The 21819-nt window shown below is 70.7% G+C and carries 21 protein-coding genes and 1 pseudogene; 9 read left to right on the top strand and 13 right to left on the bottom strand.

All coding sequences use genetic code 11. From position 1 onward, the window contains the following. Positions 1-161 precede the first annotated feature (161 nt). The 3 genes from ACZ6B1_RS03225 to ACZ6B1_RS03235 form a co-directional block, all read right to left on the bottom strand. Complete coding sequence (locus ACZ6B1_RS03225) at positions 162-869, bottom strand: hypothetical protein (RefSeq protein ID WP_468776075.1); 708 nt, start codon at positions 867-869, stop codon at positions 162-164. Between the two features lie 91 nt (positions 870-960). Further along, positions 961-1383 (bottom strand): SsgA family sporulation/cell division regulator, encoded by a 423-nt coding sequence (locus ACZ6B1_RS03230; RefSeq protein WP_468774464.1) that lies wholly within the window; start codon positions 1381-1383, stop codon positions 961-963. Between the two features lie 138 nt (positions 1384-1521). Then, positions 1522-2241 carry an alpha/beta fold hydrolase gene (locus ACZ6B1_RS03235; RefSeq protein ID WP_468774466.1) on the bottom strand — a complete coding sequence of 240 codons (720 nt, stop codon included), beginning with the start codon at positions 2239-2241 and terminating at the stop codon, positions 1522-1524. A 475-nt stretch (positions 2242-2716) separates the two neighbouring features. Here ACZ6B1_RS03235 and ACZ6B1_RS03240 point away from each other — a divergent pair, with 475 nt between their 5' ends. Continuing rightward, positions 2717-3682 carry an alpha/beta fold hydrolase gene (locus ACZ6B1_RS03240; protein WP_468774468.1) on the top strand — a complete coding sequence of 322 codons (966 nt, stop codon included), beginning with the start codon at positions 2717-2719 and terminating at the stop codon, positions 3680-3682. Between the two features lie 3 nt (positions 3683-3685). Here the strand turns inward: ACZ6B1_RS03240 and ACZ6B1_RS03245 are convergent, their stop codons facing one another. Next, positions 3686-4408: an RsbRD N-terminal domain-containing protein gene (locus ACZ6B1_RS03245; protein WP_468774469.1), complete on the bottom strand. Its 723-nt coding sequence runs from the start codon at positions 4406-4408 to the stop codon at positions 3686-3688. Between the two features lie 191 nt (positions 4409-4599). Then, a complete protein-coding gene (locus tag ACZ6B1_RS03250; RefSeq protein ID WP_468774471.1) occupies positions 4600-5235 on the bottom strand; it encodes a TetR/AcrR family transcriptional regulator in 636 nt (211 codons plus the stop codon). Between the two features lie 137 nt (positions 5236-5372). On the opposite strand from ACZ6B1_RS03250, the gene ACZ6B1_RS03255 reads away from it, so the two are divergent. The 5 genes from ACZ6B1_RS03255 (at position 5373) to ACZ6B1_RS03275 (ending at position 11871) form a co-directional block, all read left to right on the top strand. After that, positions 5373-6518: a VOC family protein gene (locus ACZ6B1_RS03255; RefSeq protein WP_468774473.1), complete on the top strand. Its 1146-nt coding sequence runs from the start codon at positions 5373-5375 to the stop codon at positions 6516-6518. After that, on the top strand, positions 6515-7453 hold the full coding sequence (locus tag ACZ6B1_RS03260) for a fumarylacetoacetate hydrolase family protein (RefSeq protein WP_468774475.1): 939 nt from the start codon (positions 6515-6517) through the stop codon (positions 7451-7453). The genes ACZ6B1_RS03255 and ACZ6B1_RS03260 overlap by 4 nt, the downstream gene beginning before the upstream one ends. Continuing rightward, positions 7450-9069, top strand: a complete 1620-nt coding sequence (mhpA, locus tag ACZ6B1_RS03265) for a bifunctional 3-(3-hydroxy-phenyl)propionate/3-hydroxycinnamic acid hydroxylase MhpA (RefSeq protein ID WP_468774477.1) — start codon at positions 7450-7452, stop codon at positions 9067-9069. The genes ACZ6B1_RS03260 and mhpA overlap by 4 nt, the downstream gene beginning before the upstream one ends. A 16-nt stretch (positions 9070-9085) precedes the next feature. After that, positions 9086-11104: an acetoacetate--CoA ligase gene (locus ACZ6B1_RS03270; protein ID WP_468774478.1), complete on the top strand. Its 2019-nt coding sequence runs from the start codon at positions 9086-9088 to the stop codon at positions 11102-11104. 149 nt (positions 11105-11253) lie between these two features. Next, a complete protein-coding gene (locus ACZ6B1_RS03275; protein WP_468774479.1) occupies positions 11254-11871 on the top strand; it encodes a malonic semialdehyde reductase in 618 nt (205 codons plus the stop codon). Between the two features lie 152 nt (positions 11872-12023). On the opposite strand, the pseudogene ACZ6B1_RS03280 reads toward ACZ6B1_RS03275, so the two are convergent. Both ACZ6B1_RS03280 and ACZ6B1_RS03285 read right to left on the bottom strand, forming a co-directional pair. Continuing rightward, positions 12024-12214, bottom strand: a pseudogene (locus ACZ6B1_RS03280) (HoxN/HupN/NixA family nickel/cobalt transporter); the annotation flags it as partial. 278 nt (positions 12215-12492) lie between these two features. Then, on the bottom strand, positions 12493-13056 hold the full coding sequence (locus ACZ6B1_RS03285) for a hypothetical protein (RefSeq protein WP_468774480.1): 564 nt from the start codon (positions 13054-13056) through the stop codon (positions 12493-12495). A 712-nt stretch (positions 13057-13768) separates the two neighbouring features. On the opposite strand from ACZ6B1_RS03285, the gene ACZ6B1_RS03290 reads away from it, so the two are divergent. Further along, a complete protein-coding gene (locus tag ACZ6B1_RS03290; RefSeq protein WP_468774490.1) occupies positions 13769-15280 on the top strand; it encodes an MFS transporter in 1512 nt (503 codons plus the stop codon). A 320-nt stretch (positions 15281-15600) separates the two neighbouring features. Here the strand turns inward: ACZ6B1_RS03290 and ACZ6B1_RS03295 are convergent, their stop codons facing one another. From ACZ6B1_RS03295 to ACZ6B1_RS03315, 5 genes are all read right to left on the bottom strand, one after another. Further along, positions 15601-16566, bottom strand: coding sequence for a pirin family protein (locus ACZ6B1_RS03295; protein WP_468774491.1), 966 nt, complete (start codon positions 16564-16566; stop codon positions 15601-15603). A 79-nt stretch (positions 16567-16645) separates the two neighbouring features. Next, on the bottom strand, positions 16646-17002 hold the full coding sequence (locus tag ACZ6B1_RS03300) for a hypothetical protein (protein WP_468774493.1): 357 nt from the start codon (positions 17000-17002) through the stop codon (positions 16646-16648). Then, complete coding sequence (locus ACZ6B1_RS03305; RefSeq protein ID WP_468774495.1) at positions 16999-17679, bottom strand: RNA polymerase sigma factor; 681 nt, start codon at positions 17677-17679, stop codon at positions 16999-17001. The genes ACZ6B1_RS03300 and ACZ6B1_RS03305 overlap by 4 nt, the downstream gene beginning before the upstream one ends. Positions 17680-17740: 61 nt before the next feature. Then, positions 17741-18214, bottom strand: a complete 474-nt coding sequence (locus ACZ6B1_RS03310; protein ID WP_468774496.1) for a hypothetical protein — start codon at positions 18212-18214, stop codon at positions 17741-17743. 123 nt (positions 18215-18337) lie between these two features. Continuing rightward, positions 18338-19033, bottom strand: coding sequence for a type 1 glutamine amidotransferase domain-containing protein (locus ACZ6B1_RS03315; protein WP_468774498.1), 696 nt, complete (start codon positions 19031-19033; stop codon positions 18338-18340). Between the two features lie 238 nt (positions 19034-19271). Between ACZ6B1_RS03315 and ACZ6B1_RS03320 the strand changes: the two genes are divergently transcribed. Further along, entirely contained in the window at positions 19272-20156 is an 885-nt protein-coding gene (locus ACZ6B1_RS03320) for a LysR family transcriptional regulator (RefSeq protein WP_468776007.1), read from the top strand. 154 nt (positions 20157-20310) lie between these two features. Then, a complete protein-coding gene (locus tag ACZ6B1_RS03325) occupies positions 20311-20667 on the top strand; it encodes a cupin domain-containing protein (protein ID WP_468774499.1) in 357 nt (118 codons plus the stop codon). A 76-nt stretch (positions 20668-20743) separates the two neighbouring features. Here ACZ6B1_RS03325 and ACZ6B1_RS03330 read toward each other — a convergent pair whose 3' ends face one another. Continuing rightward, positions 20744-21724, bottom strand: a complete 981-nt coding sequence (locus tag ACZ6B1_RS03330) for a pyridoxal-phosphate dependent enzyme (RefSeq protein ID WP_468774501.1) — start codon at positions 21722-21724, stop codon at positions 20744-20746. Between the last annotated feature and the right edge of the window lie 95 nt (positions 21725-21819).

A 21819-nucleotide genomic window follows, 5' to 3' on the forward strand; every position in this document is an offset into this window, starting at 1 on the left:
GGCGCGGCTTACGGAGCATGGCGTTCTGCTGGTCGGGGGCTGGTCCTCGACGAGGCGTGCCGTGCCGAGGCGGGGGATCAGCGCGCCGAGCGCGGCATGGGCTTCCGCGGGCGGGTGTCGACACGGTGCGTTTTGGCCGAACTCAGCACCATCCTCACGGCCTACAGGTCCGTATCGGCGTTGCCCTCGTCGTTCCAAGAGTCTCGCCGCTTGGTCGCGCTCTTGGCGGAAGCGCCCTTCTCCTGCCCCTCCAACAGCTCCAGGAGCGCGGCGTCTGCCTTTTTGCGGTCTACCTTGGTCAGTTCGAGAGGGGCGTTGTTGTAGACGGTGTACCGGTCGGGATGAATGATGTTGTTGGTCCTCAAGATGAAGGTCAGAAGCGAGCGCCACCCCTTGCGGTGGCCCACCCTCACTTGGATTTGGACCCTGTAGTCACCGTACTCCGGAACCAACCAAGAAAACGGCGCCTCGAACTCGAGGAAGAGTTGTTGCGCTTCTCTGCCGGCCACAACGAACCCGGTCGGCAACTCCGGGTCCTCGTCCGGCCCGGGTTGGAGACGAGCTCGTGAAGCCGTCCACAGGAGTGGCAGATGGGAGGCGGGCTCATCAGGGAAGCTCAGCCTGAGATCCTGCACGACGATCGGCTTGACACCGGTGTTGTGAAGGACGAGCGGAAGTCGCAGGCGAACCGTGGAGCCGTGGACAATCGCCGCAAAGGACTGAGGCTCCCACGACTCCAGGCGCCCCTGTCTGGCGTTGAGCCACCAGAACGAGGCGATGGTGAAGAGCAATGCGCAGACCGACAGCAAGCCCGCACCCGAAAACGATGAGGACGCGTTCTGATCGGCAACGGTCATCACGAAGATCACAAATTCACCTCTGGTGGGCTCGCTGTCAGGATTCGGTGAGGTGAGGGCCTCGAGCGACCCGGCCTCTTGATGAATGGCTGCTGGGCCGACTTCATCCTTCGGCGAGGAAGCGCGCCAGCGACGCGTCCAAGTCGGTGTGCCCGAGCTCGGCTCCCCTGGGCACCAGGGCCTCCGTTCCCTGTAGGAACGTCTTGATTTCGTGCGTTCGGACTTTGAGCAAGGCCGCGCCAGCCGGCGGGTTGAGAAGTATGTACGCTTCGCAGGGGTCAGGCCCTTCGGCGGGCCATACGCGTATGTCCCCCTCGCCGACGGGGCCTTCCAGCCCGTCGATCAAAAGATCTCGTCCAATGATCCATTCCACCGTCTCGTCGCTGTCGGCGGCGGTGAATGCGGCGCGGACGACGTAGGGATCACTGGGCTCGTACCGCAGCCTCATGCTCACAGGCAAAGACATCTCATGCGCAACGACAAGTTGCACATACAGACTCTGAATCAGGGTTCTCAACGACTTCATTGGTCTTTACTCCTGCTGCCTCGAGTCCGAGGCCTCCCCGGGGATCGACGACACGACAGCCCACCACTCCCACGGAGTCGCCGAGCCCATGTCCCATCGGGGAAGACGCGCTCAGCACGTCGGACAGACAACAGCTGCTCAGGCAATCCAGTGCGCTTCAAGGGCTGCGGCGACCTCAGCCGGCTTCTGGATCAACGTCCAGTGGCTGCAGTCGAGCTTGACGACCCGGGACGCTCGCACAGCTGCGCCGAGTTCATCGGCGAACGCGATCGGACAGGCCGGGTCGAGCATCCCCCAGAGGACCAGGCATGGCGCGGACACCTTCGCCAGTTCAGGCTCCCATTCCGCGCCCACCGTCACGGCGGAGCGGTACAGCTTGAGGATGCTGTCCCTCATCGAGCCGTCCACGCGACGGACCATTTCCACGGCCACGTCAGCCGGGACATCGAGTTTGCTCAGGTCCTTGGCGAAGGACGCTGGATCAAGCTCGTTCATGAACCGGTCTCCCCCGACCGGGTCCTGCCAGATCTTGGCCAGCGGATGCCAGCCGTACCGGGCGCTGACCGGAGCGCTACCGCCGGCCCACGTACGAACCAGGTCCGGTCGTATCGAAGCGACGCGCGCGGTGAGAATGCAGCCCCAGTCATGGCCGACCAGATCCACCGGCTCGCCGACTTGCTCCAGCCGATCGATGAGCCAATCGACGTACTCCTCTTTGGTGGAGCCGAAGCCTCGCGGCCGCGGCGCGCCGAAGCCGGGCAGGTCCCAGGCCTCGACGTCACTTCGGCTCAGGTGCCGGCGCGCGCCGTCCCACACGCGGTGGGTGTCGGGGACGCCATGGATCAGAACTGCAGGCATGGACGGGAACTCCTTCGCGGGATAAGAACCTCATACATGAGGTTTTCATCATTATTACGCCTTTTGTCCCGAAGTGCGACTCTGGGCCCTGGAGCCTGTCATCGCCCCTGCCGAACGCATGGTGAACGCATGGCCCAGGGGGTTTCGTCGCTCCGGCGGTATGGTCGGACCGCTGAACAGGGGCACGACCCCGTAACCCCGGCGCGCCATCACAGCCTGCGGCCGGTGGCGCGCTGGGGACGAGAAAGAGAGACGCCCCCTCGAGAGCACCGGCAACTGGACACCCGCCGGCGCCGCCGGCTCTTCCGCTGCCGGCCGGGTCACAGCCTGATGGGAATGCGATGCCTGCCGAGCGTGGCGGTGTGCGTCAAACTGGGCAACGGCCCCGCGACCACGGCGGGCGGTCACTCGGCCGCCGGTGTGACCCGAGAGTAGCCTGGGTCACGCACCGACCCACCTGGAAGAGGGTGTGACCATGGTCGAGCACCGCACCGTCGCGGTTGGGGGGCGTCGGCTGCACATCGCGGAGGAGGGTGAAGGACCCCTGGTTCTCCTGCTCCACGGCTTTCCCGAATGCTGGTACAACTGGCGCCACCAGTTCACGCCCCTGGCCGGGGCCGGATACCACGTCGTCGCCGTTGACCAGCGCGGATATGCCCGCAGCGACCGGCCCGCCGCGGTTGAGGAATACACCATCCTGCACCTCGTCGGCGACGTCATCGGCCTGATTCGCGAACTCGGCGCACAGCAGGCCGTGGTCGTCGGCCACGACCTGGGCAGCATGGTCGCCTGGTCCACCGCGCTGATGCGGCCCGACGTCGTCCGGGGGATCGTCGGCCTCAGTGTCCCGCCGCCGCAGCGCGGTCCGGTTCCCCCGGTGCAGGCGATGCGCGAGCTGTTCGACGGCCAGTTCTATTGGAACTACTTCCAGACCCCCGGCGTCGCGGACGCCGAGCTGGCAAAGGACCCGCGCGCCACCTTCCGTCGCGTGATGTACGGCCTTTCCGGCGACAACCCGCACAGCGAGCCGCCGATCGAGCCGCTCGTCCCACCGGGCAAGGGCTTCCTGGACCTCTTCGAGGACCCCGAGGAACTTCCCGCCTGGCTCACCGAGGCCGACATCGACTCACTCGCGACGGAGTTCACCGAAGCCGGGTTCACCAGCGCCTTGAACTGGTACCGCAACTTCGACCGCAATTGGCAGCTGACCGCCCCATGGGAGGGCGCCCAGTACCGGATGCCCGGCCGCTACATCACGGGCGATCGGGACCTGGTCTACGGGTTCCCGGGGATGGACCGACTCCTCCCCGCCCTGCCCACGCTCCACCCGACCGTCGGACCGGCGCACATCCTGCCCGGCTGCGGCCACTGGATCGCCGAGGAACGCCCCGGCGAGGTGAATGCGGCGCTCCTGGAATTCTGCGGCGCCCTGAACAGTTGACGATCAGTCGGCTGCGGTCGAAGTCGGCACGTCTTTTGGTAGCCGTCCCGGTCCGCAGCCGGCCCATGGTGGCGGCGGCGTGGATGCCGTGGCCCACCATGTCGCCGACCAAGACGTGACGAGGAGGTCGACGGTGACGGCGTCGGCGAAGTGCTCGGTGGCCAGGTCCGCCAACTCCTGGGCGGTGCGGGCGACGTCCAGGGTTGTTCCGACGCGTACGCTCGCCTCGTTCACCACCGACAGCCGCCACTGCACCCGGCGATCCCGCTCCTCCTGGAAGGCCAGGACGCCCGTCTCCGATGTCTGGTCTATGTACTCGGTCGACAGTGCGATCAGCTTGCGTGCCGCCGCGTTGATCGACTCGGCATCGCTGGTGAGCCGGGGCAGCTCTTCGAGCAGCCGGTCGAGGACACGGCCGTGCGCGAGCCGGAAGGCGCGCAGCATCGCTGTGACCGGCTTCCCGCGCTGAGCCAGCCGACGCGCGCGCTCCGCGTCGGCGGCCGGCGGATCGATCCGCCGTGGCTCGATGCCGTGCTCGACGCCGAAAAGCAGGGCGACGACGTGCTCGGCGACGTTCTCCCGCGTCATCTGTGCGATGTCCGGTTCGTCCCACAACCCGGGGACCTCGCGTTGCAGGCATTGCTCTACGTCGTGGATCAGTTCGTCCGCTCGCGGGCTGAGTTCATGCGCGGCACGGGACAGAAGACTGTCCGCGGTGACATCCACACTGACGAAGTTACGCCGTCCTGGCGGCCCGCGAAGCCTCGGTCGGCCGCATCTGGCTGCACGGTGTCCGGGAGGAGCCTGTTCTCACGGGCTGGTGGCGGCGAGGGCAAGAGTTCGCGAGGCCACCGGCGGACGGGGTGGCGCCCAGGGCTTCCCGGTGTCACGGGGCCTGGCGCCACCGGTGCTTCGGGTCAACTGGCGGCGGGCAGCGGCCGCCGTGGCACCTGGTGGGCGTCGTCCGGTGGGACGCCGAGCATGCGCAGGACCATCTCGGCCAGGTCCGAGGCGGCTTCGTCGCCGTCGAGGTCGGGGCGGGCCAGCCTCAGCGCCACCAGGGACAGCAGGGTCCCGCCGAGGGCGGACAGGGCGGTGGTCGGGTTGGTGCAGGTGAAGCGGCCCGAGGAGATGCCGTTCTCCAGGTCGCGCAGCGCTCGCGGGGCGAGGCCGCGGTCGGCGTGGATCTGGGCCAGACCGCGGTCGCGCAGGATCCGCATGAGATCGGGGTGGGAGTCGGCCATGCGCGCGGTGAGCCGGAAGCCCGCGGCGACGAGCTCGGCAGGGTCGTCGATTCCTTGTACGCGCTCGTCGATGACCTGCCCGAACTCCTCCAGGGCGTCTGTCACCGCGGCGTCGAACAGCTCCGTCTTGGACTCGAAGTGGTTGTAGAAGGAGCCGAAACCGACGTCCGCGCGCTCCGCGATGGCCTGGATGCTGGCGCTGGTGTCCCCGGTCTCCGCGAGGATCTGCCGGGCCGCACGGACGAGCGCCTGACGGGTTTCGGCGCGGCGCCTCTCGAAGCGGTTCTTGGGCGGGGCTGACGTCGGCATGCGGTGAGTGTAACAACCGTTGCGATGAGCCCGCCATCACTGATGAGATCATCAATTAATTGAGTCCACCCTATTGACGTTGGGTAACGGCAATGTTGATGATTTCCTCATTACAGCAGTGTTGCTTGGAGGACACCATGTCCCACACCCCCGTCAACAGGGCCGTACCCCAGACGCCCCACCAAGACCTCCACAGTGAGCAGGGCGCCCTGCGTGGAGAGCACCCGGGACGTTCCGGGAACCCCGTGATCAAGGTGGCGGATCTGGCCTGGCTCGAGTTCGAGAAGCCGGACCTGGACCGGGCCGAGGTCTTCGCGCGTGACTTCGGGTTCGCTATCGCCGCCCGCACGGAGGGGGAGCTGTGGCTGCGCGGCACCTTCGCGGGCTCACCCTGCATGGTGATCCGGCGTGGGCGTGCGTCACGGTTCATCGGGCCGGCGTTCCGCGTGGCCGAGCGGGCCGACCTGGACCGGCTGGCCCGCGCCACCGGCAGTACCGTCCGGGACATCGGCGTACCGGGGGGTGGGCAGTCGGTCGCCCTGCTCGATCCCTCAGGCCTGCCGGTCCGGATCGTGCACTGCGCCGAGCAGTTGCCCGCGCTGCCCGAGCAGGAGCCGCTGACCCTCAACTTCGGTACCGATCACCGTCGTACGAACGCCACCCAGCGTCCGCCCCGTGAGCCGTCCCGTATCCAGCGGTTGGGCCATGTGGTGTTGGAGACTCGGGTGTTCGCCCGCACCCTGGACTGGTACCTGGACACCCTCGGGATGATCGTGTCCGACTTCCTGTTCCTGGACGGGCAGCGCGGGCGCGGCCCGACCATGGCCTTCATCCGCTGTGACCAGGGGAGCGTGCCCGTCGATCACCACACGTTGGCCCTGCACCTGGGGCCCGGGACCGGTTACGTCCACTCGGCCTACCAGGTCACCGACCTGGACTCGATCGCCGCCGGTGGGGAGTACCTGGCCGAGCGCGGTTATCAGCGCAGCTGGGGGATCGGCCGGCACATCCAGGGCAGCCAGCTGTTCGACTACTGGCGCGACCCCGACCGCTTCATGCTGGAGCACTTCGCCGACGGCGACCTCTTCTCCTGCGACCTGGAGCCCGGCTGGGCACCGATGTCGGCGAGCGGCCTGGCCCAGTGGGGCCCGCCGGTCACCCGCGACTTCCTGGGCGCCAACCCGTCGCCCGCCAAGCTGCGCGAGGTCATGACGGCCCTGCGCGGCGACAACGAACTCGACCCCGCACGCCTGCTGGGCCTGATGAAAGCGATGAGCTCATGAGTACCAACGTTCTGCGCACCTCCGACGGCTGGTGGGTCGTCCGGGACGAGCGCGCCGTCCGCATCCAGACCAAGGCCGTCACCACCGCCGAACTGCTGGCCGACCGGGGCGCGGTCCGCGAGGCCGCCGCCTCCGCCGAGAGCGGCACGCCCGTCGCCGACGTGGTGGCGCTGCCTCCGGTCACCACTCCCTGCCGAGTGGTCGCCCAGATGGTGAACTACCGCAGCCACGCCAAGGATTCGGGCTTCACCGGCGACATCCCGCCCACCTTCTTCCGCAAGGCGTCCGGCTCGGTCAGCGGCCCGCACGACGCGATCATCCGCCCCGGGCACGTGAAGTTCCTCGACTACGAGGTGGAACTCGGTCTCGTCATGGGCGCCACCCTGCCCGTGGGCACCGTCGTCGAGGAGCAGGATCTGCCGCGCTACGTCGCCGGGCTCGTCCTGACCAACGACGTCAGCGCCCGCGACGTCCAGCTGACCAAGACCCAGTTCTACGAGAGCAAGTCCTATCCGACCTTCACCCCGACGGGTCCGTACCTGACCCTGCTGGAGCCCGAGGAATTCGCCCATCTGCTGAACCTGCGGCTGCGGCTGTCGGTCAACGGCGTGCCGCGCCAGGACCGCACGCTGGCCGACATGATCGTACGGCCCGCACAGGCCCTCACCCTGCTCGCCCGCTTCCAGACCCTCGAGCCGGGCGACCTGCTGCTGACCGGCACTCCCGGCGGTACAGCCCTGAAGGCCCCGCCCAAGGCGGCCGAGAAGATCGGTGCGTTGCTGCCGCCCGCACTGAAGTGGAAGGCGTTCTTCAAGGGCCAGGCCAAGAACCCCAAGTACCTGCACAGCGGTGACCTCATCACCGCCACGATCGCCACCCCGGACGGACGCATCGACCTCGGCGAGCAGCGGACCCCCGTTACGGACGCAGGATGAAGGCCGCATCCCGGCGACCGGTGGTGATCATCGGTGGGGGACCCGTCGGGGTCACGGCAGCCCTCCTGCTCGCCCGGCACGGAGTGCCCAGCTTGATCCTCGAACGCCACCGGGACATCTACCCCCTGCCGCGCGCCGTCGTCGTGGACGACGAGATCCGCCGGATCCTGCAGAGCGTCGGTGTCCACGAGGAATTCGCCGCCCTGGCCCGCCCGGCGCCCGGGCTGCGGTTGCTGGACGCCCGGCGGCGCGTGATCGCCGAATTCCCGCGGGTCATGGACGGACTCCACGGCTTCCCGCAGCTGAGCATGTTCAATCAGCCCGAGCTGGAAGGCCTGCTGCGTGACGCCTTGGCGCGCCACCCGGAGTGTGAGCTGTGGAGCGGGGTGGAGGTCGTGTCCGTCACCCCGTCCGACACGCAGCACACCGACACACCCGACGATCCGACGGGTCCGGTCCGGGTCACCTTCCGTCGCGAGGGCAGCGACGAGGAGGAACACCTCTGGGCCGATGCCGTCCTCGGCTGCGACGGTGCGGGCAGTCTCACCCGTGACGCCATCGGCACCGACTTCGAGGACCTGCACTTCCAGGAGAGCTGGCGGGTCATCGACGTGCGCACCAGCCGCCCGGTGCGTACCTGGGAAGGCGCCGAGCAGATCTGCTGCCCCACCCGGCCGGCCACCTTCATGCGCATCAGCGAGGACCGCTACCGCTGGGAGTTCCGGCTGGCCGACGACGAGAACCTGGACGGCCCGGACGGATGGGAGCGCCTGCGCGAACTGGTCGCCCCCTGGGTGGACCTGCCGGCCTCGCAGGGCGACGACTTCGAGGTGATACGGCAGGCGCAGTACACCTTCCAGGCCCGTCTCGCCGACCGGTGGCGCAGGGGGCGTGTCTTCCTGCTGGGCGACGCCGCCCACCTCACCCCGCCCTTCGTCGGGCAGGGTCTGTGCTCCGGCCTGCGCGACGCCTACAACCTCACCTGGAAGCTCGCCCGCGTGCTCCGACAGGGCGCACCCGAGGACCTGCTGGACACCTACGAGCTTGAGCGCAGGCCGCACGCCCGCCATGCGATCCGCGTGGCGGTCGCCGTCGGCTGGGCCATGACCGGCGGACAGGACCGCGCTGCGGCGTTCCGCCGGGCCGTGGTGGGCGCGGTCTGTCGCATTCCCGGCGTGACCGAGGCGGTGAGCCGTGACCTCAGCCCCGCCCTGGCCGCCGGCCCACTCGTACGGCGCCGCCCCAGGCTGACCGGCCGCGTGCTGGCCGGCACCTTCTGCCCCCAGCCCTGGGTACGGCATGACGGTGGGCGAGTGCGCCTCGATGACGTCCTCGGGGACTCCTTCGCCGTCCTGACCGCTGTGCCGCCCACGGCGCAGATGACTGCCGTGGCCATGGCACTGGACGCCCGGACGATCCACGTCGACGACCTGGGCGACGACGGCACCCTGGCCCGCTGGCTGGCGCGCGGCCGTGCCGACGCCGTCCTGCTGCGCCCCGACCGCGTCGTGACGGACACCGTCCCGGCCGGCACCGGCGACTTCACGGACACCGTCGCCTGGGCCGCCCTGCTGCACACGGCCCGCCGTACCGCCGACGCCCGGCCCGTCCCCTGACCAGGAGCACCACACCATGACCACCCCGCACCTCGCGCCGTCTCCGGAACCCTTCTTCACTCCCGACCCGAAGTCGGCCGCGCACAGCCGCATCGCGGACTTCGCCCGCTGGGCGGCCCGGCACCGGGGCGCCGAAGGGCTCCAGGACCCCACGGACTACCGTGCCCTGCACCACTGGTCCGTCACCGACCTCGAAGGGTTCTGGGCCGCGGTGTGGGAGTACTTCGACATCGACGCGACGACTCCGTACGAGCGGGTGCTGGCCGAGGAGACCATGCCCGGCGCCCGCTGGTTCCCCGGCGCCACCCTCAACTACGCCCACCACGCGCTGCGCAACCTGCACCCGGACGCACCCGCGATCACCGCCCTGGACGAGACCGGAGCCGGCTACGAGATCACGGGGCGCCAGCTGCGTGCCAAGGTCGCCTCCGTCGCAGCCACCCTGCGCGACCTGGGCGTCGGACAGGGCGACCGGGTGGTGGGCTATCTGCCCAACACCCCCCACGCCATCATCGCCTTCCTCGCCACCGCCAGCCTGGGCGCGGTCTGGTCGGTGTGCGGCCAGGACTACGCGCCCAAGGCCGCCGCCGACCGCTTCGCCCAGCTCGAACCCACGGTGCTCATCACCGCGGACGGCTACCTGTTCAACGGCACCACACACGACCGCCGGACCGCCTCGCTCGACCTGGCCGCCGCCTTGCCCACGCTGAAGGCCACGGTGCTCGTGGACCACGTGGGCCTTGCCTGGCCCGAGGGCGGGGACTCGGGGCTGACGATTGCCTGGGAGGACGCGGCCACCCGCGTCGAGTACCTCACCATCGTCCCGGTGCCGTTCGACCACCCTTTGTGGGTCGTCTTCTCCTCCGGCACCACCGGCGTGCCCAAGGGCATCGTCCACGGGCACGGTGGGGTTCTGCTCGAACACCTCAAGATGCTCGGCCTGCACAGCGATCTGGGCACCGGAGACCGCCTGCTGTGGTACACCACCACCCACTGGATGATGTGGAACCTGGTCGTCTCCACCCTGCTGAGCGGTGCCGCCACCTGCACCTACGACGGCAGCCCGGCACCGCATACGCGCCCGGACATCCTGTGGGAGCTGGCGGCCCGCCACAAGGTCACCCTCTTCGGCACCAGCCCCCAGTACCTGCTGGCCATGGCCAAGCTGGGCATCGAACCCTCCGCGCACGACCTGTCGGCCATCCGCGTCATCGGCTGCACCGGCTCCGCTGTCCCCGCCTCCGCCTACCCCTGGGTCCGCGACCACGTGGGCGTCGGCGTCCAACTGGCCTCCACCAGCGGCGGCACGGATGTCGTCTCCGGCTTCGCCGGCAGTGCCTCCACAACCCCTGTCTGGGCGGGGGAACTGTCCGCCCCCAGCCTGGGTGTGGCGCTGGCCGCCTACGGCGAGACGGGCACCCCTGTCCTCGACCAGGTCGGCGAACTGGTCGTCACCCGCCCCATGCCGTCCATGCCGCTGTACTTCTGGAACGACCCCGACGGAAGCCGCTACCGCGACGCCTACTTCGGCGCCTACCCCGGTGTGTGGCGGCACGGCGACTGGATCACGCTCACCTCGCACGGCTCGGTGATCGTCCACGGCCGCTCCGACGCCACCCTCAACCGCAACGGCGTGCGCTTGGGCAGCGCCGACATCCACGACGTCGTAGAACGCCTCCCCGAGATCACCGAGGCCCTCGTCATCGGCGCGGAGGAACCCGAAGGCGGCTACTGGATGCCGCTCTTCGTGGTCGTCGCCGACGGGGTCGTCCTGGACGATTCCCTACGCGACCGGATCCGCGACGCGGTCCGTACCGGCGCCTCACCCCGCCACGTCCCCGACGAGATCATCGCCGTACCGGCGCTCCCGCACACGAAGACCGGCAAGAAGCTCGAGGTGCCCGTCAAGCGCCTGCTCCAGGGTGCCCCCGCCGGGCAGGTCCTGAACCCCGCGGCGGTCGACAACCCCGAACTGATCGCCTACTTCGCCCGGTTGGGCGCGGAGCGGAACAAGCGGTCAACACACCACACATGACGTCGGTCAGGGCACCACAGGCCCACGTGACAGGACCAGGTCCTTGTGCCCCGCCCGGCTCCGCAAACCCCGTCCCCACGGGGTGGTGCCGGGGCGGTCAACCCGCCCCGGCACCACACACAACCGAAGTTGAGAGAGAAATGATGAGCATGACCGACCGCGAACCGCAGGCCCTCGATGTCCTCGACGACGCCGGACGAAAGGTGCTGTTCACCGAGGCCCGCACCGCGAACACCTTCGCCGAGGTGGCCGTTTCCGACGACGAACTCGCCCTGATCTGGGAGCTCGCCCGCTGGTCGCCGAGCGCCGCGAACGGTCAGCCTCTGCGGGCGCTCTTCGTGCGCACCGACGAGGGCAAGGAGCGACTGGTCCGGCATCTCGACGAGGGCAACAAGGCCAAGACGCTCAGTGCGCCGGCCGTGGCGGTCCTGGCGTACGACGTCGACTTCCACGAGCAGATGCCGACAGTCTTCCCGGCCCGCGGTGACATGCTGCGAGCGGCGTTCGCCGACCAGGTCGAGAAGCGCGAGAGCATCGCGGCCTACAACTCGGCATTGCAGACCGGGGTCTTCCTGCTCGCGGTGCGCGCAGCGGGACTCGCGGCCGGTCCCATGGTGGGCTTCGACAAGACCGGCATGGACGGGGAGTTCTTCGCCGGTACCAGCTGGCGCTCGCATCTGGTGGTCAACATCGGTCACCCCGGTGCCGACCCGTGGTTCCCGCGGCTGCCCCGCGTACCCGTCGAGGACGCCGTCGCCTATGCCTGAGGGCACCGACGCCTGATAGGTGAGAGGCGCCATGCCGTGGGCGCCGGTGCTCTTCTGAGTACCGGCGCCCATTTCTCACGCATCCCCCGCTGTCGGTCGGCCTGTTGCCAGGCGGGCCGCAGCCCGGCGCTCGACTTCTCCTCGACACGGCCGAGCTTCCGGACGATGTCGTCGATCGCGGCGATGTGGTCGGCGTCGAACGCGTGCGCATGCCCTGGGTGGAGGCGCTCACTCCGATGCCGATCCCGAAGCCCCTGGTACCCAGGGTGTAGTGCTCGGGGGCCACGATCGCCACCAGTGTGAACCACCCGATGACATGAAGCGCGATGATGAACGCGCACATCCCGGCCGCGCGGCCGGGATGTGCGGTCTTCCCTGCTTCTGGAAGAACCTGATCAAGGTGTGCGGCTCTCGCCGCGCAGCAGCCGGTCCCACCTCGGTGCCGACAGGTGCAGGCAGGAGGGTGCCGTTGGGACCCTCCTGCCTGCCTCCCGGGTGCGGTCAGGAGTCACTGATCCGGAGATCAGCGTCCGCCTCCCTACCGCCAGCGGCTGTCACGACGACGTGCACGGTCTGAGCCCACCCGTGCCGACGGCGCCTGTCTCACCGGCTGTCGCGGCCTCAGTAGTGGTCATACCACTTCGAGTCGCGGTCATACCGCTTCGAGTCGCGGTCGTACCACTTCGAGTCGTGGTTGTTCCGGTCCCAGTCACGGTCGTACCGGTTCGAGTCGCGGTCGTTCCGGTCCCAGTCGTAGCGGTGGTTCCTGTCATGCTTCCAGCAGCGGTCCTCGTCATCCCAGTGGTAGAAGTGACCGCGGCGGTCGTACCGGTCCGAGTCGGTGAAGCGGTCGCTGTGCTCTCGGGCGCGGTGTCCGCCCTGACGGTAGTCCTCCTCGGCGCTGTGCCGGTAGGTGACACCGCGATCCCCGCGGTAGTCGTCAGCCTTGACGCCGGCGGCCGGGCGCTGCACGTGCGCAGACTCGGGAACCGCGGCCGACGCGGCGCCCCCGGCGCCGAGAACGGCGCCACCCGCGACCGCGGCGGAGGCGGCAGCGAGAGATATGCGCTTCGTGAGCTTCCTCATGGTTATCTCCTTCGTATTGGCGTCGTCCGCAAACCCACTGATTGCTGTGCAGGTGATGCGGTGCGCCCCATCCATGTCGAAGCCGTACGGCGAGTTCACCCCTCGTGAGAGCACAGCCGACGGCCATCAGTCGAAACGGAGGACGCCGATCTGGCGGCACTCCGCTGCGTTCCATACGCTGTATGGAAGTACATTGATATCAGAGAATGTCCGGAAATGGAACGCGGGGGTCCTGCTGTGCCCGAAGGGCAGCTCACCGGATCTGGTCGCGGCCCGGGCGCCCCGGCCTGTATGACCCGACCGAGGTGCGACCACAGGTGAGGCATGGGCAGTCGGCACGAGTGGGCTCAGGCCGTGCACGTCGCCTTGGCGCCCGCCGCCGGTAGGCAGGCACCCGCCGATCTGGGGGTCGGCCGCATTCCATACAGCGTACGGAACAGGTGATACCGTACGATGTATGAAACTGCCTCACCGGCCTCGTCCGGCCGGAAAACCCCCCGGGGCGCGGGCGACAACGCCCAGGTCCCCGACCTGGCCGCCGCAAACGGGCGCGTGATGCCGTCCCGACGCGCACGCAGTACGCGATCCCAGTGTTCGCCGAGGATGTGATCGCGGTTCCGCCCCGCCGTCCCCCGACGGAGTACCGGCACAGCGGCCTGGGCGCGGTGGCCCGCCTCGGCCCCCAGTAGGGCGTCGCGATCCTCTTCGCGGAGGCGGCCACGCCGTCCCACAGCCGTACCTGATCTCTCCGCCCGTTGCTGTCCCTGCCTCTTTCCGCCATGCCCCCGTCCGCTGCCTGGAGCGCTGTCCCATGACCCAGAACGCCGTCGCCGCCGCTCGCGGCGCTGAGACCGCACCCGATGATGTGTCTGTCGACCCGTCACACCAGCGACGCTGGTGGATTCTTATGGTCATTTCCCTCGCCCAACTGATGGGAGTCCTCGACGGCACCATCGTGAACATCGCTCTGCCGTCCGCCCAGCGAGACCTGGGCTTCTCGGACGCCGACCGGCAGTGGGTGGTCACCGCCTACGCGCTGGCCTTCGGCAGCCTGCTGCTGCTCGGCGGCCGGGTCGCAGACCTGGTCGGGCGGAAGGTGACCTTCCTGGTGGGTCTGACCGGCTTCGCGGCCGCTTCCATGTTGGGAGGCGCGGCGAACGGTTTCGGCATGCTCGTCACCGCGCGCGCGATCCAGGGGCTGTTCGCTGCGCTACTGGCCCCGTCCGCGCTGTCGCTCCTGATGACCACCTTCACGGAACCGCGCGAGCGCGCGAAGGCCTTCACCGTGGCAGGCTCGGTCGCCGGTGCGGGTGGAGCCATCGGCCTGATCCTCGGCGGGGTGCTGACCGAGTACCTGGACTGGCGCTGGACCATGTACGTCAACGTGGTCTTCGCGGTGGTGGCGTTCGTCGGTGGCGCAGCGCTGCTGCACCGCACCCCGCGAGACACGTCCTCGAAGCTCGACGTCCCCGGCACCCTGCTGGTCTCCGCCGGCCTGTTCTGCCTGGTCTACGGTTTCTCGAACGCCGAGACGCACGGCTGGGGTTCTGTGACGACCTGGGGCATGCTGGCGGCCGGTGCCGTACTGGTGGCCCTCTTCGCCTGGCGGCAGAGCAGGGCGGCATATCCGCTGCTGCCCCTGCGGGTCCTGCTGGACCGTAACCGCGGTGCCTCCTTCGCCGCCCTCTTCGTCAGCGGCGCGGGCATGTTCGGCGTGTTCCTGTTCCTGACCTACTACCTGCAGCAGGGTCTCGGTTACAGCGCGCTGAAGACCGGCTTCGCGTTCCTGCCCATGATCGTGGCATCGTCGTCCGCCTCCGCCGTGGCCGCCAACGTCCTGCTGCCGCGTATAGGCCCCAAGCCGGTGGTACCGGTGGGCATGGCCATTGCGGCCGCCGGACTGGTCTGGATGACCGCGCTTGACTCGAACAGCGGATACGTGACGCAGGTAGTGCCACAGCTGGTGCTCGTCGGCATCGGGCTGGGCGCGGTCATCGCGCCCGGTATGAGCCTGGCCACCTCCGGCGTGGTCGCGGCCGACGCCGGAGCCGCGTCCGCCGCCGTCAACACCGTCCAGCAGATCGGCGGGTCCATCGGCGTCGCCCTGCTCAGCACGATGGCCTCCGAAGCCGTCACCGACTACCTCTCCGGCCGCAACTCCAAGGACCCCGGTGTCCTGGCCCAGGCCGGCCTCGAGGGCTACTCCACCGCCTACTGGTGGTCGGCGGCCATCTTCGTCATCGGTCTGGGCGTGACCGCCCTGCTCTACCGCCGCGGCGTGCCGCAGCAGGACGAGAACGCCGCGCCTGTCGTTCACATGTGACCGAGGTCTGTCTGAGAGAGACGCAGGCCGGGCTGCAGTCACCTGCTGCGACAGCTGCAGCAACAGCCTTGCCTGAGAAGCTTCGGGCCGCTTCGGGCGACCCGCGAGCGGAGCTCGTTCACCGTCTGGGTGTGCTTGCCGAGCGGTGGGGCGACGAACAGGCCGGTGCCGTCCTTGCTGCGATCGTCGGCGGCTTACGGCACGACGAAAACATGCGCCGCCTCCGGGAGTCGCTGCTGAACCAGATCGCCGACGCCCCGCGTCCGGCTGTCGCCGCGGCGAGACTCTATGATGTGCGCGCCGAGCTGGAAAGTCCCAGCTCAGCGCGCTCGACCTCGAGCCTTCAGTGGCACCGGCGGCAGCTCCGGAGCAGGCAACGGATCCCCGTCATACCCCTTCACTTCCCCAAATCTCGACCCGCTCATCCAGTCCTCCCGGGCCTGTTCGATGTCGTCCTGGGTGCGTCCGACGAAGTTCCACCACATGATCAGCTCCTCGGCGAACGGCTCGCCGCCGAGCAGCATGATCCCGGCGTCGGACTCGGCGCGCAGGGGGAGTTCGGTGCGGCCGCAGCCGAGGTAGAGCATCGAGCCCGGCAGGACCGGTACGCCGTCCACGTGCACCTCGCCGGACATGGCGAGCACCCCGTACTCGAAGTCGGGGTTCAGGGGGAGGCGTACGTCGGTGCCCCGGGTGAGGGCGAGGTCGGCGCCGACGATCGGGGTGAACGCCGTTCCGGGGGAGGAGGCTCCGTCGAGGTCGCCGAGGATCACGGTGGCGGTCAGACCGGGGGCCGTCACCTGGGGCAGCTCGGCGTGGTACTCGAACTTCGGTTCCGTGTGGCGGTGTTCGTCGGGGAGCGCGACCCAGAGCTGGGCTCCGTGCAGGAAGCGCGCGTGCGACCGGGGGCTCTCCTCGGAGTGGCTGATCGCCCGGCCCGAGGTCATCAGGCCGAGCTGCCGGGGGCCGATGGTCTGGAGGCTGCCGGTGGAGTCGCGGTGCAGCACCTCGCCCTCGTGCAGCCAGCTCACCGTCTGCAGCCCGATGTGCGGGTGCGGCGGGACCTGCATACCGGGCTCGTCGGCGATGTCGTCGGGGCCGTAGTGGTCGACGAAGGCCCAGGCGCCGATCATGCGCCGGCCCAGGTTCGGGAGCAGGCGGCGCACCTCGGTCGACTCCCCCAGCTTCACTCGGCGGGGGCTCAGCAGTTCACGGACGGGCTCGGCGACGACGAATCCGCGGCCGCCGCACACACTCGGTACCGGAGCGCGGTCAAGGTTGCTCATGCGGCACAACCTAGTCGTCCCGGCGCCACGACGCAGACAGACCTGCGCCCGGTACCCGGCCCGGCGTGGCCGCCGGGCTTCAGGGCACCGGGCTGTCCGGGCTGCTCGGGGACGGCTGGGCCGGTGACGGGCGGACGGTGGTGGGCACCGGTGCCGGGGTGCCGGTCGCCGGCCGGGGGGAGCGGGCCGGCTCGGCCGGGCGAGGCCGGTCGTCCCGGACGGTGAGGAACACCAGTGCCGCCACCGCGGCGAGCGCGAGCAGGCCCACGGCGATACGGCGTACCGGCAGCCGGCGGGAGTGCGTCGCGGCGGACGGCGGGCGCGGCGGCCGCAGGTCGGCCGGGCCGACGGACCGCGCGCGTGCGTCCAGGGCGGCCAGCAGCCGCTCCTCGAGCCGCGTCGGCGCGGTCCCGGTCCCGGTGGCGGAGTCGTTCATCGCAGACCCTCCAGACGGCGGCCGAGAGCGTCCAGGGCCCTGCTGGCCGTGGACTTGACGGTGCCCCGCGACAGGCCCAGCGTCGCCGCGATCTGAGCCTCGGTCAGATGCGACCAGTAGCGCAGGACCAGGACCTCGCGCTGCCGCGGGGTGAGCGTCCGCAGTGCCGCCAGCACCTCCCGGTGGTCCTCGTGCAGCAGGACGTCCTCCTCCGGCGGGGGCGCGTGCCGCTCGGGTTCGGGGGTGTGCGCCCGCACGGTCCTGCGCCGCCGCAGCACCGAGCGGGCGCCGTTGACGACACTCGTCCGCAGATACGCCTCCGGGTCGTCGAGCGAGCCGAGGCGGTGGCCGTGGCGGCGGAACAGGGCGGTGAAGGCGTCCTGTACGACGTCCTCGGCCGTCGGCACGTCGTCGACCAGCAGCACCGCCAGGCGCACCAGGGAGAGCCGGCGGTGGTGGTACAACTCCTCGATGCCCGGCGGGGCGTCGGCGGCGGCCCGCCCGCGTGCGCCGGTGCCGCCGGCAGGGGCAGGGGCGGCCGGGCCCCCGGCACGGACGCGGGCGAGGAGGCGGGCGCGCAGCGGCGCGAGCCGAGGTGCCGGTCGGCTCCGCCGGCGCGCCGGGGCGCGGCGCGGGCCCCAGGGAAAGGGCGCCGCCGGGGGTGTGGCTGTCGTCATGGATCTCCCGGCCGGTGCGCGGGGAGCCGCATCGGGCGACTCCCCGCACCCCGGCGCTGCCTCAGTGGTGCTGCGGTACCGGCGCGGGCGTGGCGAGCCGGCTCGCGGGGACCGGACTCGGCGTCGCCGTCCGGTGGCCGTGGTGCGGCGCCGGGACGGGCACCGGGGTGCCCGGACGCGTGGGGGACGGCATGGGGGACGGCGCCTTGGTGCCCGGCACCGACGGCACGGGAGTCGGCGTGCGCGGGCTGGACGGCGCGGGGGTGGGTACGGCCGTGGGCGGGTACGACGGCGTGGGAACGGGCTTCGACGTCGGCGGACGGGTCGGGGACGGTACGGGGGACGGCGTCGCGTGGCCGCCCGCGGGCACCGGTGTGGCGGTGGCGCCGGAGTGGGCGGCGGGCCGGGCGTCGCCCTGCACCGCCTGGGCGGTCATGGTGCCGCCCACGGCGAGGGCCGCGCCGACGGCGGAGACCCCCAGGACGGTGCGCAGCCTGCGCTTACGGCCGGGACGGGGGGGTTGCTGTGCGGACATGGGTTCCTTCGGTCGCTCGGGGTCGGACATGGGTCGAAGTGGAGGCCTCCACCCGGACAGACGTCCGACCCCGGACGAGGTTGCGCCCCGCGACCGGGAAATTCTCCGCATCCGCGGCCGGCGTCAGCCCAGCAGCTTCAGAAGCTCCTCGGCGACCGGGGCCGAGGAGGCCGGGTTCTGACCGGTGATCAGGTTCCGGTCGACGATCACGTGCGGAGCCCACGGCTCGGCCGGCCGTACGTCGACACCCGCGTCGGTCAGCCGGTCCTGGAGCAGCCACTTGGCCTGCCCGGCGAGGCCGCCCTGGGTCTCCTCCTCGTTGGTGAAGGCCGCGGCCCGGTAGCCGGCGAACGCGTTGGAACCGTCGGCCCGCACCGCCGCGAGCAGCGCGGCCGGACCGTGGCACACCACGGCCAGCGGCTTGCCCGAGTCCAGGGCCGCCACCAGCAGCCGGCCCGATTCGGCGTCCACGGCCAGGTCCTCCATGGGGCCGTGGCCGCCCGGGTAGAACACGGCGGCGAAGTCGCCGAGGTCCACCTCGGCCAGCTTCACCGGCTCCCGCAGCTCGGCGATCTCCGCGACGGCGCGCGCGATCTCGTCGGCCCTGTCCTGACCGCCGTTGACCTCGGCGGCGAGGCTCGCCCGGTCGACCGGCGGCACGACACCGCCCGGCGTCGCCACGACGACCTGATGGCCCGCGGCCTTGACGGCGCGGTAGGGCACCACGACCTCCTCGGCCCAGTAGCCGGTGGGGTGCTGGGTGCCGTCGGCGAGCGTCCACAGGTCGGCGCCGGTCATTACGAAAAGGATCTTCGACATGGGTCTCTTCTTCCAGGGGCTTGCTTCTTCGGTAAGAACGTAGGCGAGGCGACCCATAGGTATCCAATGAAGCATCCAATGTCCGACATAGGAACTTCTATGGGTGGGGGGGAACAGGTCCCGGTGAATACTCGGACGAGTGGAGACCCCTGACCCTGCCCCTTCCCCCGTTCCCGCCCCATCCCCAGCCCCTTCCCCTGATCCTTTCTCCGCCTCGCCCTCCCCCCTCCCTCTCGACCTGAACCTGCTGCGCACCTTCCTCGCCGTCTACCGCTCCGGTTCCTTCACCGGCGCCGCCCGTCTGCTGGGCCTGTCGCAGCCGACGGTGACCACGCAGATGCGCGCACTGGAACGGCAGAGCGGCCGGGAGCTGTTCGAGCGGCTGCCGCGCGGGGTCGCGCCGACGCCCGTGGCCGACGAACTGGCCGCCCGGATCGCCGGACCCCTGGACGAACTGGCCGGCGTGGCCGGTCCCCACCCGCCGGAGGGCGGCCGCCCGGAGCCCGTCCATCTCGCCGGACCCGCCGAGTTCCTGTGCAGCACCGTCCTGCCCGCCCTCGCCCCGCTGGTCGCGGAGGGCGTACGGCTGCGGGTGGTCACCGGCCTGACCGATCCGCTGCTGGACGAACTGCGCGCGGGCCGCCACGACCTGGTGATCGCCACCACCCGTCCCCGCGGCCGCACGCTGCACGCCGTGCCCCTCACCGACGAGGAGTTCGTCCTGGCGGCCGCCCCCGTCTGGGCCGGTCCGCTGCGGGACCGGCTGCCGGTCGAGGGGCCCGCGGCGCTGCGCTCCGTACCGCTGATCACCTACGCCGAGGACCTGCCGATCGCCCGCCGCTACTGGCGGCACGTCTTCGGCCGGCGCCTGTCCTGGACCGCCGCCGTCACCGTGCCGGACCTGCGTGGCGTGCTGGCGGCCGTGGTCGCGGGCGCCGGATTCAGCGTGCTGCCCCGCTACCTGTGCGCGGACGCGCTGGAGTCCGGCGCGCTCGTGGAGCTGTTCGCGCCGGAGGACCCGCCGATCAACACCGGTTTCCTGGTCCAGCGCCCCGGCGTCTCGGACAACCCCGACGTGGCCCGCGTCCGCGAACTCCTGCTACGGGCGGGACGTAGCTGGTAGACGCCGCCTCCGGATGGCGGCCCGCGGAAGGCGGGTCGACGATGGAGGCGTGGGGTGCGGTCACCGTCGTCTGTTCTGCCGGTGCCGTCCGAGGCCGCCGGGGGACGGGGGCCGGCCCCGGCCGTGATGAGCGGCCGGAAGGGAGGACACCGTCATGCTGGAAGTGAAGACGGTCGACAAGCCGGACGAGCGGCGTGACTTCCCCCGCGGCCATCTCGAAGCCCTCCATCTGACCGGGCTCGACTTCGCGGTGGGCACCTTCGAACCGGGCTGGCGCTGGTCGGACTCCGTGGGGCCGATCGCGGGCACCGCGAGTTGCATGGTCCACCACAACGGCTACGTGGTCCAGGGCAGGATGCACCTGCGGATGGACGACGGCGGCGAGAGCGAGGTCGGCCCCGGCGACGTCTTCGTGTGCCCACCCGGCCACGACGCCTGGGTGGTGGGTGACGAGCAGGTCGTGGTCTTCGACTTCGCCGGCACGATGGCGAACGAGTACGCCAGGCGCTGACGGGGCGCGGAGCGCACACACCGGGCCGCGACGGGCGCGCGGTCCGGTGGCGTGTTCCGGGCGGACCGCGCGGCCCTCAGCCGTCGCAGTCGTACGTGCCGGCGCCCTCCTCGGCATACGCGACGGCCGCCGCGTGTCCGAACAGGCCGGGCAGCCCGCCGGTGTGCACGAACACGGTCTTCTCGCCCCGCCGCACCCCGCCGTCCCGGACGGCGGCGGCGAGACCGGCCAGCGCGCGGCCGGTGTACGTCGGGTCGAGGAGCAACCCCTCGGTCCGCGCGGCCAGTCGCAGGGCCTCGGCCGCCGGACCGGTCAGCGCCGCGTACCCGTCGCCCACCTGGTCGCGGCGCACCCGCAGCCGCCGGTCCGCGACCTCCTCGGCGGTGTGCGGCGCGGCGAACCGAGCCACCGCCGCGGCCGGGTCGGCGAGCGCCCCCACGTCGACACCGAGCACCGACCCGGTGCCGAGGGCCGCGACCAGTCCCGCCATGGTGCCGCCCGAACCGAGCGCGACCACCGCCGTCCGCAGGTCCGGCACCTGCTCGCGCAGCTCCTCACCGCACCGCACGTACCCGCGCGCCCCGAGCGCGCTGGATCCGCCGAACGGGATCAGCGCCGGCCGGGCACCGCCCGCGCGCAGTCGCGCGCACACCCCGGCGGCCGCCGCGTCCAGCCCGGCCTGGTCCACCGCGCCCGCCCAGACCAGCCGCGCTCCCAGCAGGCCGTCCAGGGCGAGGTTCCCGGAGTGCGACACACCCGGTGAGCCGCGCAGCACCAGCACGGCGTCCAGGCCCAGCCGGGCAGCTGCGGCGGCCGTCAGCCGGGCGTGGTTGCTCTGCGGCGCCCCCGTCGTCACCAGGGTGTCCGCGCCCTCGGCGAGCGCGGCGCCCACGGTCCACTCCAGCTTGCGGACCTTGTTGCCGCCGCCGCCCGGTCCGGCGAGGTCGTCCCGCTTGACCCACAGGTCGTCCGGGCCGAGCCCGAGCGCGGCGGCGAGCCGGGGCGCCGGTTCGAGGGGAGTGGGAAAGGTGCCGAGCGGCACGGGCGGATGGCTCATGCTCATGTCGTACGTCCTCGTGCTGGTCCGCGGGTGCAGGGCGCCGGCCGTATCCAGTGCTGCGCGGCCGGACACGGCCGGCCGGTGACCAGTCG

This window comes from Streptomyces sp. NPDC041129, assembly GCF_055592265.1.

Bases quoted from the DNA above. Each gene is read 5' to 3' on its own strand.
- ACZ6B1_RS03230 (WP_468774464.1), bottom strand. From the start codon at position 1,383: ATGAAGTCGTTGAGAACCCTGATTCAGAGTCTGTATGTGCAACTTGTC.
- ACZ6B1_RS03235 (WP_468774466.1), bottom strand. From the start codon at position 2,241: ATGCCTGCAGTTCTGATCCATGGCGTCCCCGACACCCACCGCGTGTGG.
- ACZ6B1_RS03240 (WP_468774468.1), top strand. From the start codon at position 2,717: ATGGTCGAGCACCGCACCGTCGCGGTTGGGGGGCGTCGGCTGCACATC.
- ACZ6B1_RS03250 (WP_468774471.1), bottom strand. From the start codon at position 5,235: ATGCCGACGTCAGCCCCGCCCAAGAACCGCTTCGAGAGGCGCCGCGCC.
- ACZ6B1_RS03255 (WP_468774473.1), top strand. From the start codon at position 5,373: ATGTCCCACACCCCCGTCAACAGGGCCGTACCCCAGACGCCCCACCAA.
- ACZ6B1_RS03260 (WP_468774475.1), top strand. From the start codon at position 6,515: ATGAGTACCAACGTTCTGCGCACCTCCGACGGCTGGTGGGTCGTCCGG.
- mhpA (WP_468774477.1), top strand. From the start codon at position 7,450: ATGAAGGCCGCATCCCGGCGACCGGTGGTGATCATCGGTGGGGGACCC.
- ACZ6B1_RS03270 (WP_468774478.1), top strand. From the start codon at position 9,086: ATGACCACCCCGCACCTCGCGCCGTCTCCGGAACCCTTCTTCACTCCC.
- ACZ6B1_RS03275 (WP_468774479.1), top strand. From the start codon at position 11,254: ATGACCGACCGCGAACCGCAGGCCCTCGATGTCCTCGACGACGCCGGA.
- ACZ6B1_RS03290 (WP_468774490.1), top strand. From the start codon at position 13,769: ATGACCCAGAACGCCGTCGCCGCCGCTCGCGGCGCTGAGACCGCACCC.
- ACZ6B1_RS03295 (WP_468774491.1), bottom strand. From the start codon at position 16,566: ATGAGCAACCTTGACCGCGCTCCGGTACCGAGTGTGTGCGGCGGCCGC.
- ACZ6B1_RS03300 (WP_468774493.1), bottom strand. From the start codon at position 17,002: ATGAACGACTCCGCCACCGGGACCGGGACCGCGCCGACGCGGCTCGAG.
- ACZ6B1_RS03305 (WP_468774495.1), bottom strand. From the start codon at position 17,679: ATGACGACAGCCACACCCCCGGCGGCGCCCTTTCCCTGGGGCCCGCGC.
- ACZ6B1_RS03310 (WP_468774496.1), bottom strand. From the start codon at position 18,214: ATGTCCGCACAGCAACCCCCCCGTCCCGGCCGTAAGCGCAGGCTGCGC.
- ACZ6B1_RS03315 (WP_468774498.1), bottom strand. From the start codon at position 19,033: ATGTCGAAGATCCTTTTCGTAATGACCGGCGCCGACCTGTGGACGCTC.
- ACZ6B1_RS03325 (WP_468774499.1), top strand. From the start codon at position 20,311: ATGCTGGAAGTGAAGACGGTCGACAAGCCGGACGAGCGGCGTGACTTC.
- ACZ6B1_RS03330 (WP_468774501.1), bottom strand. From the start codon at position 21,724: ATGAGCCATCCGCCCGTGCCGCTCGGCACCTTTCCCACTCCCCTCGAA.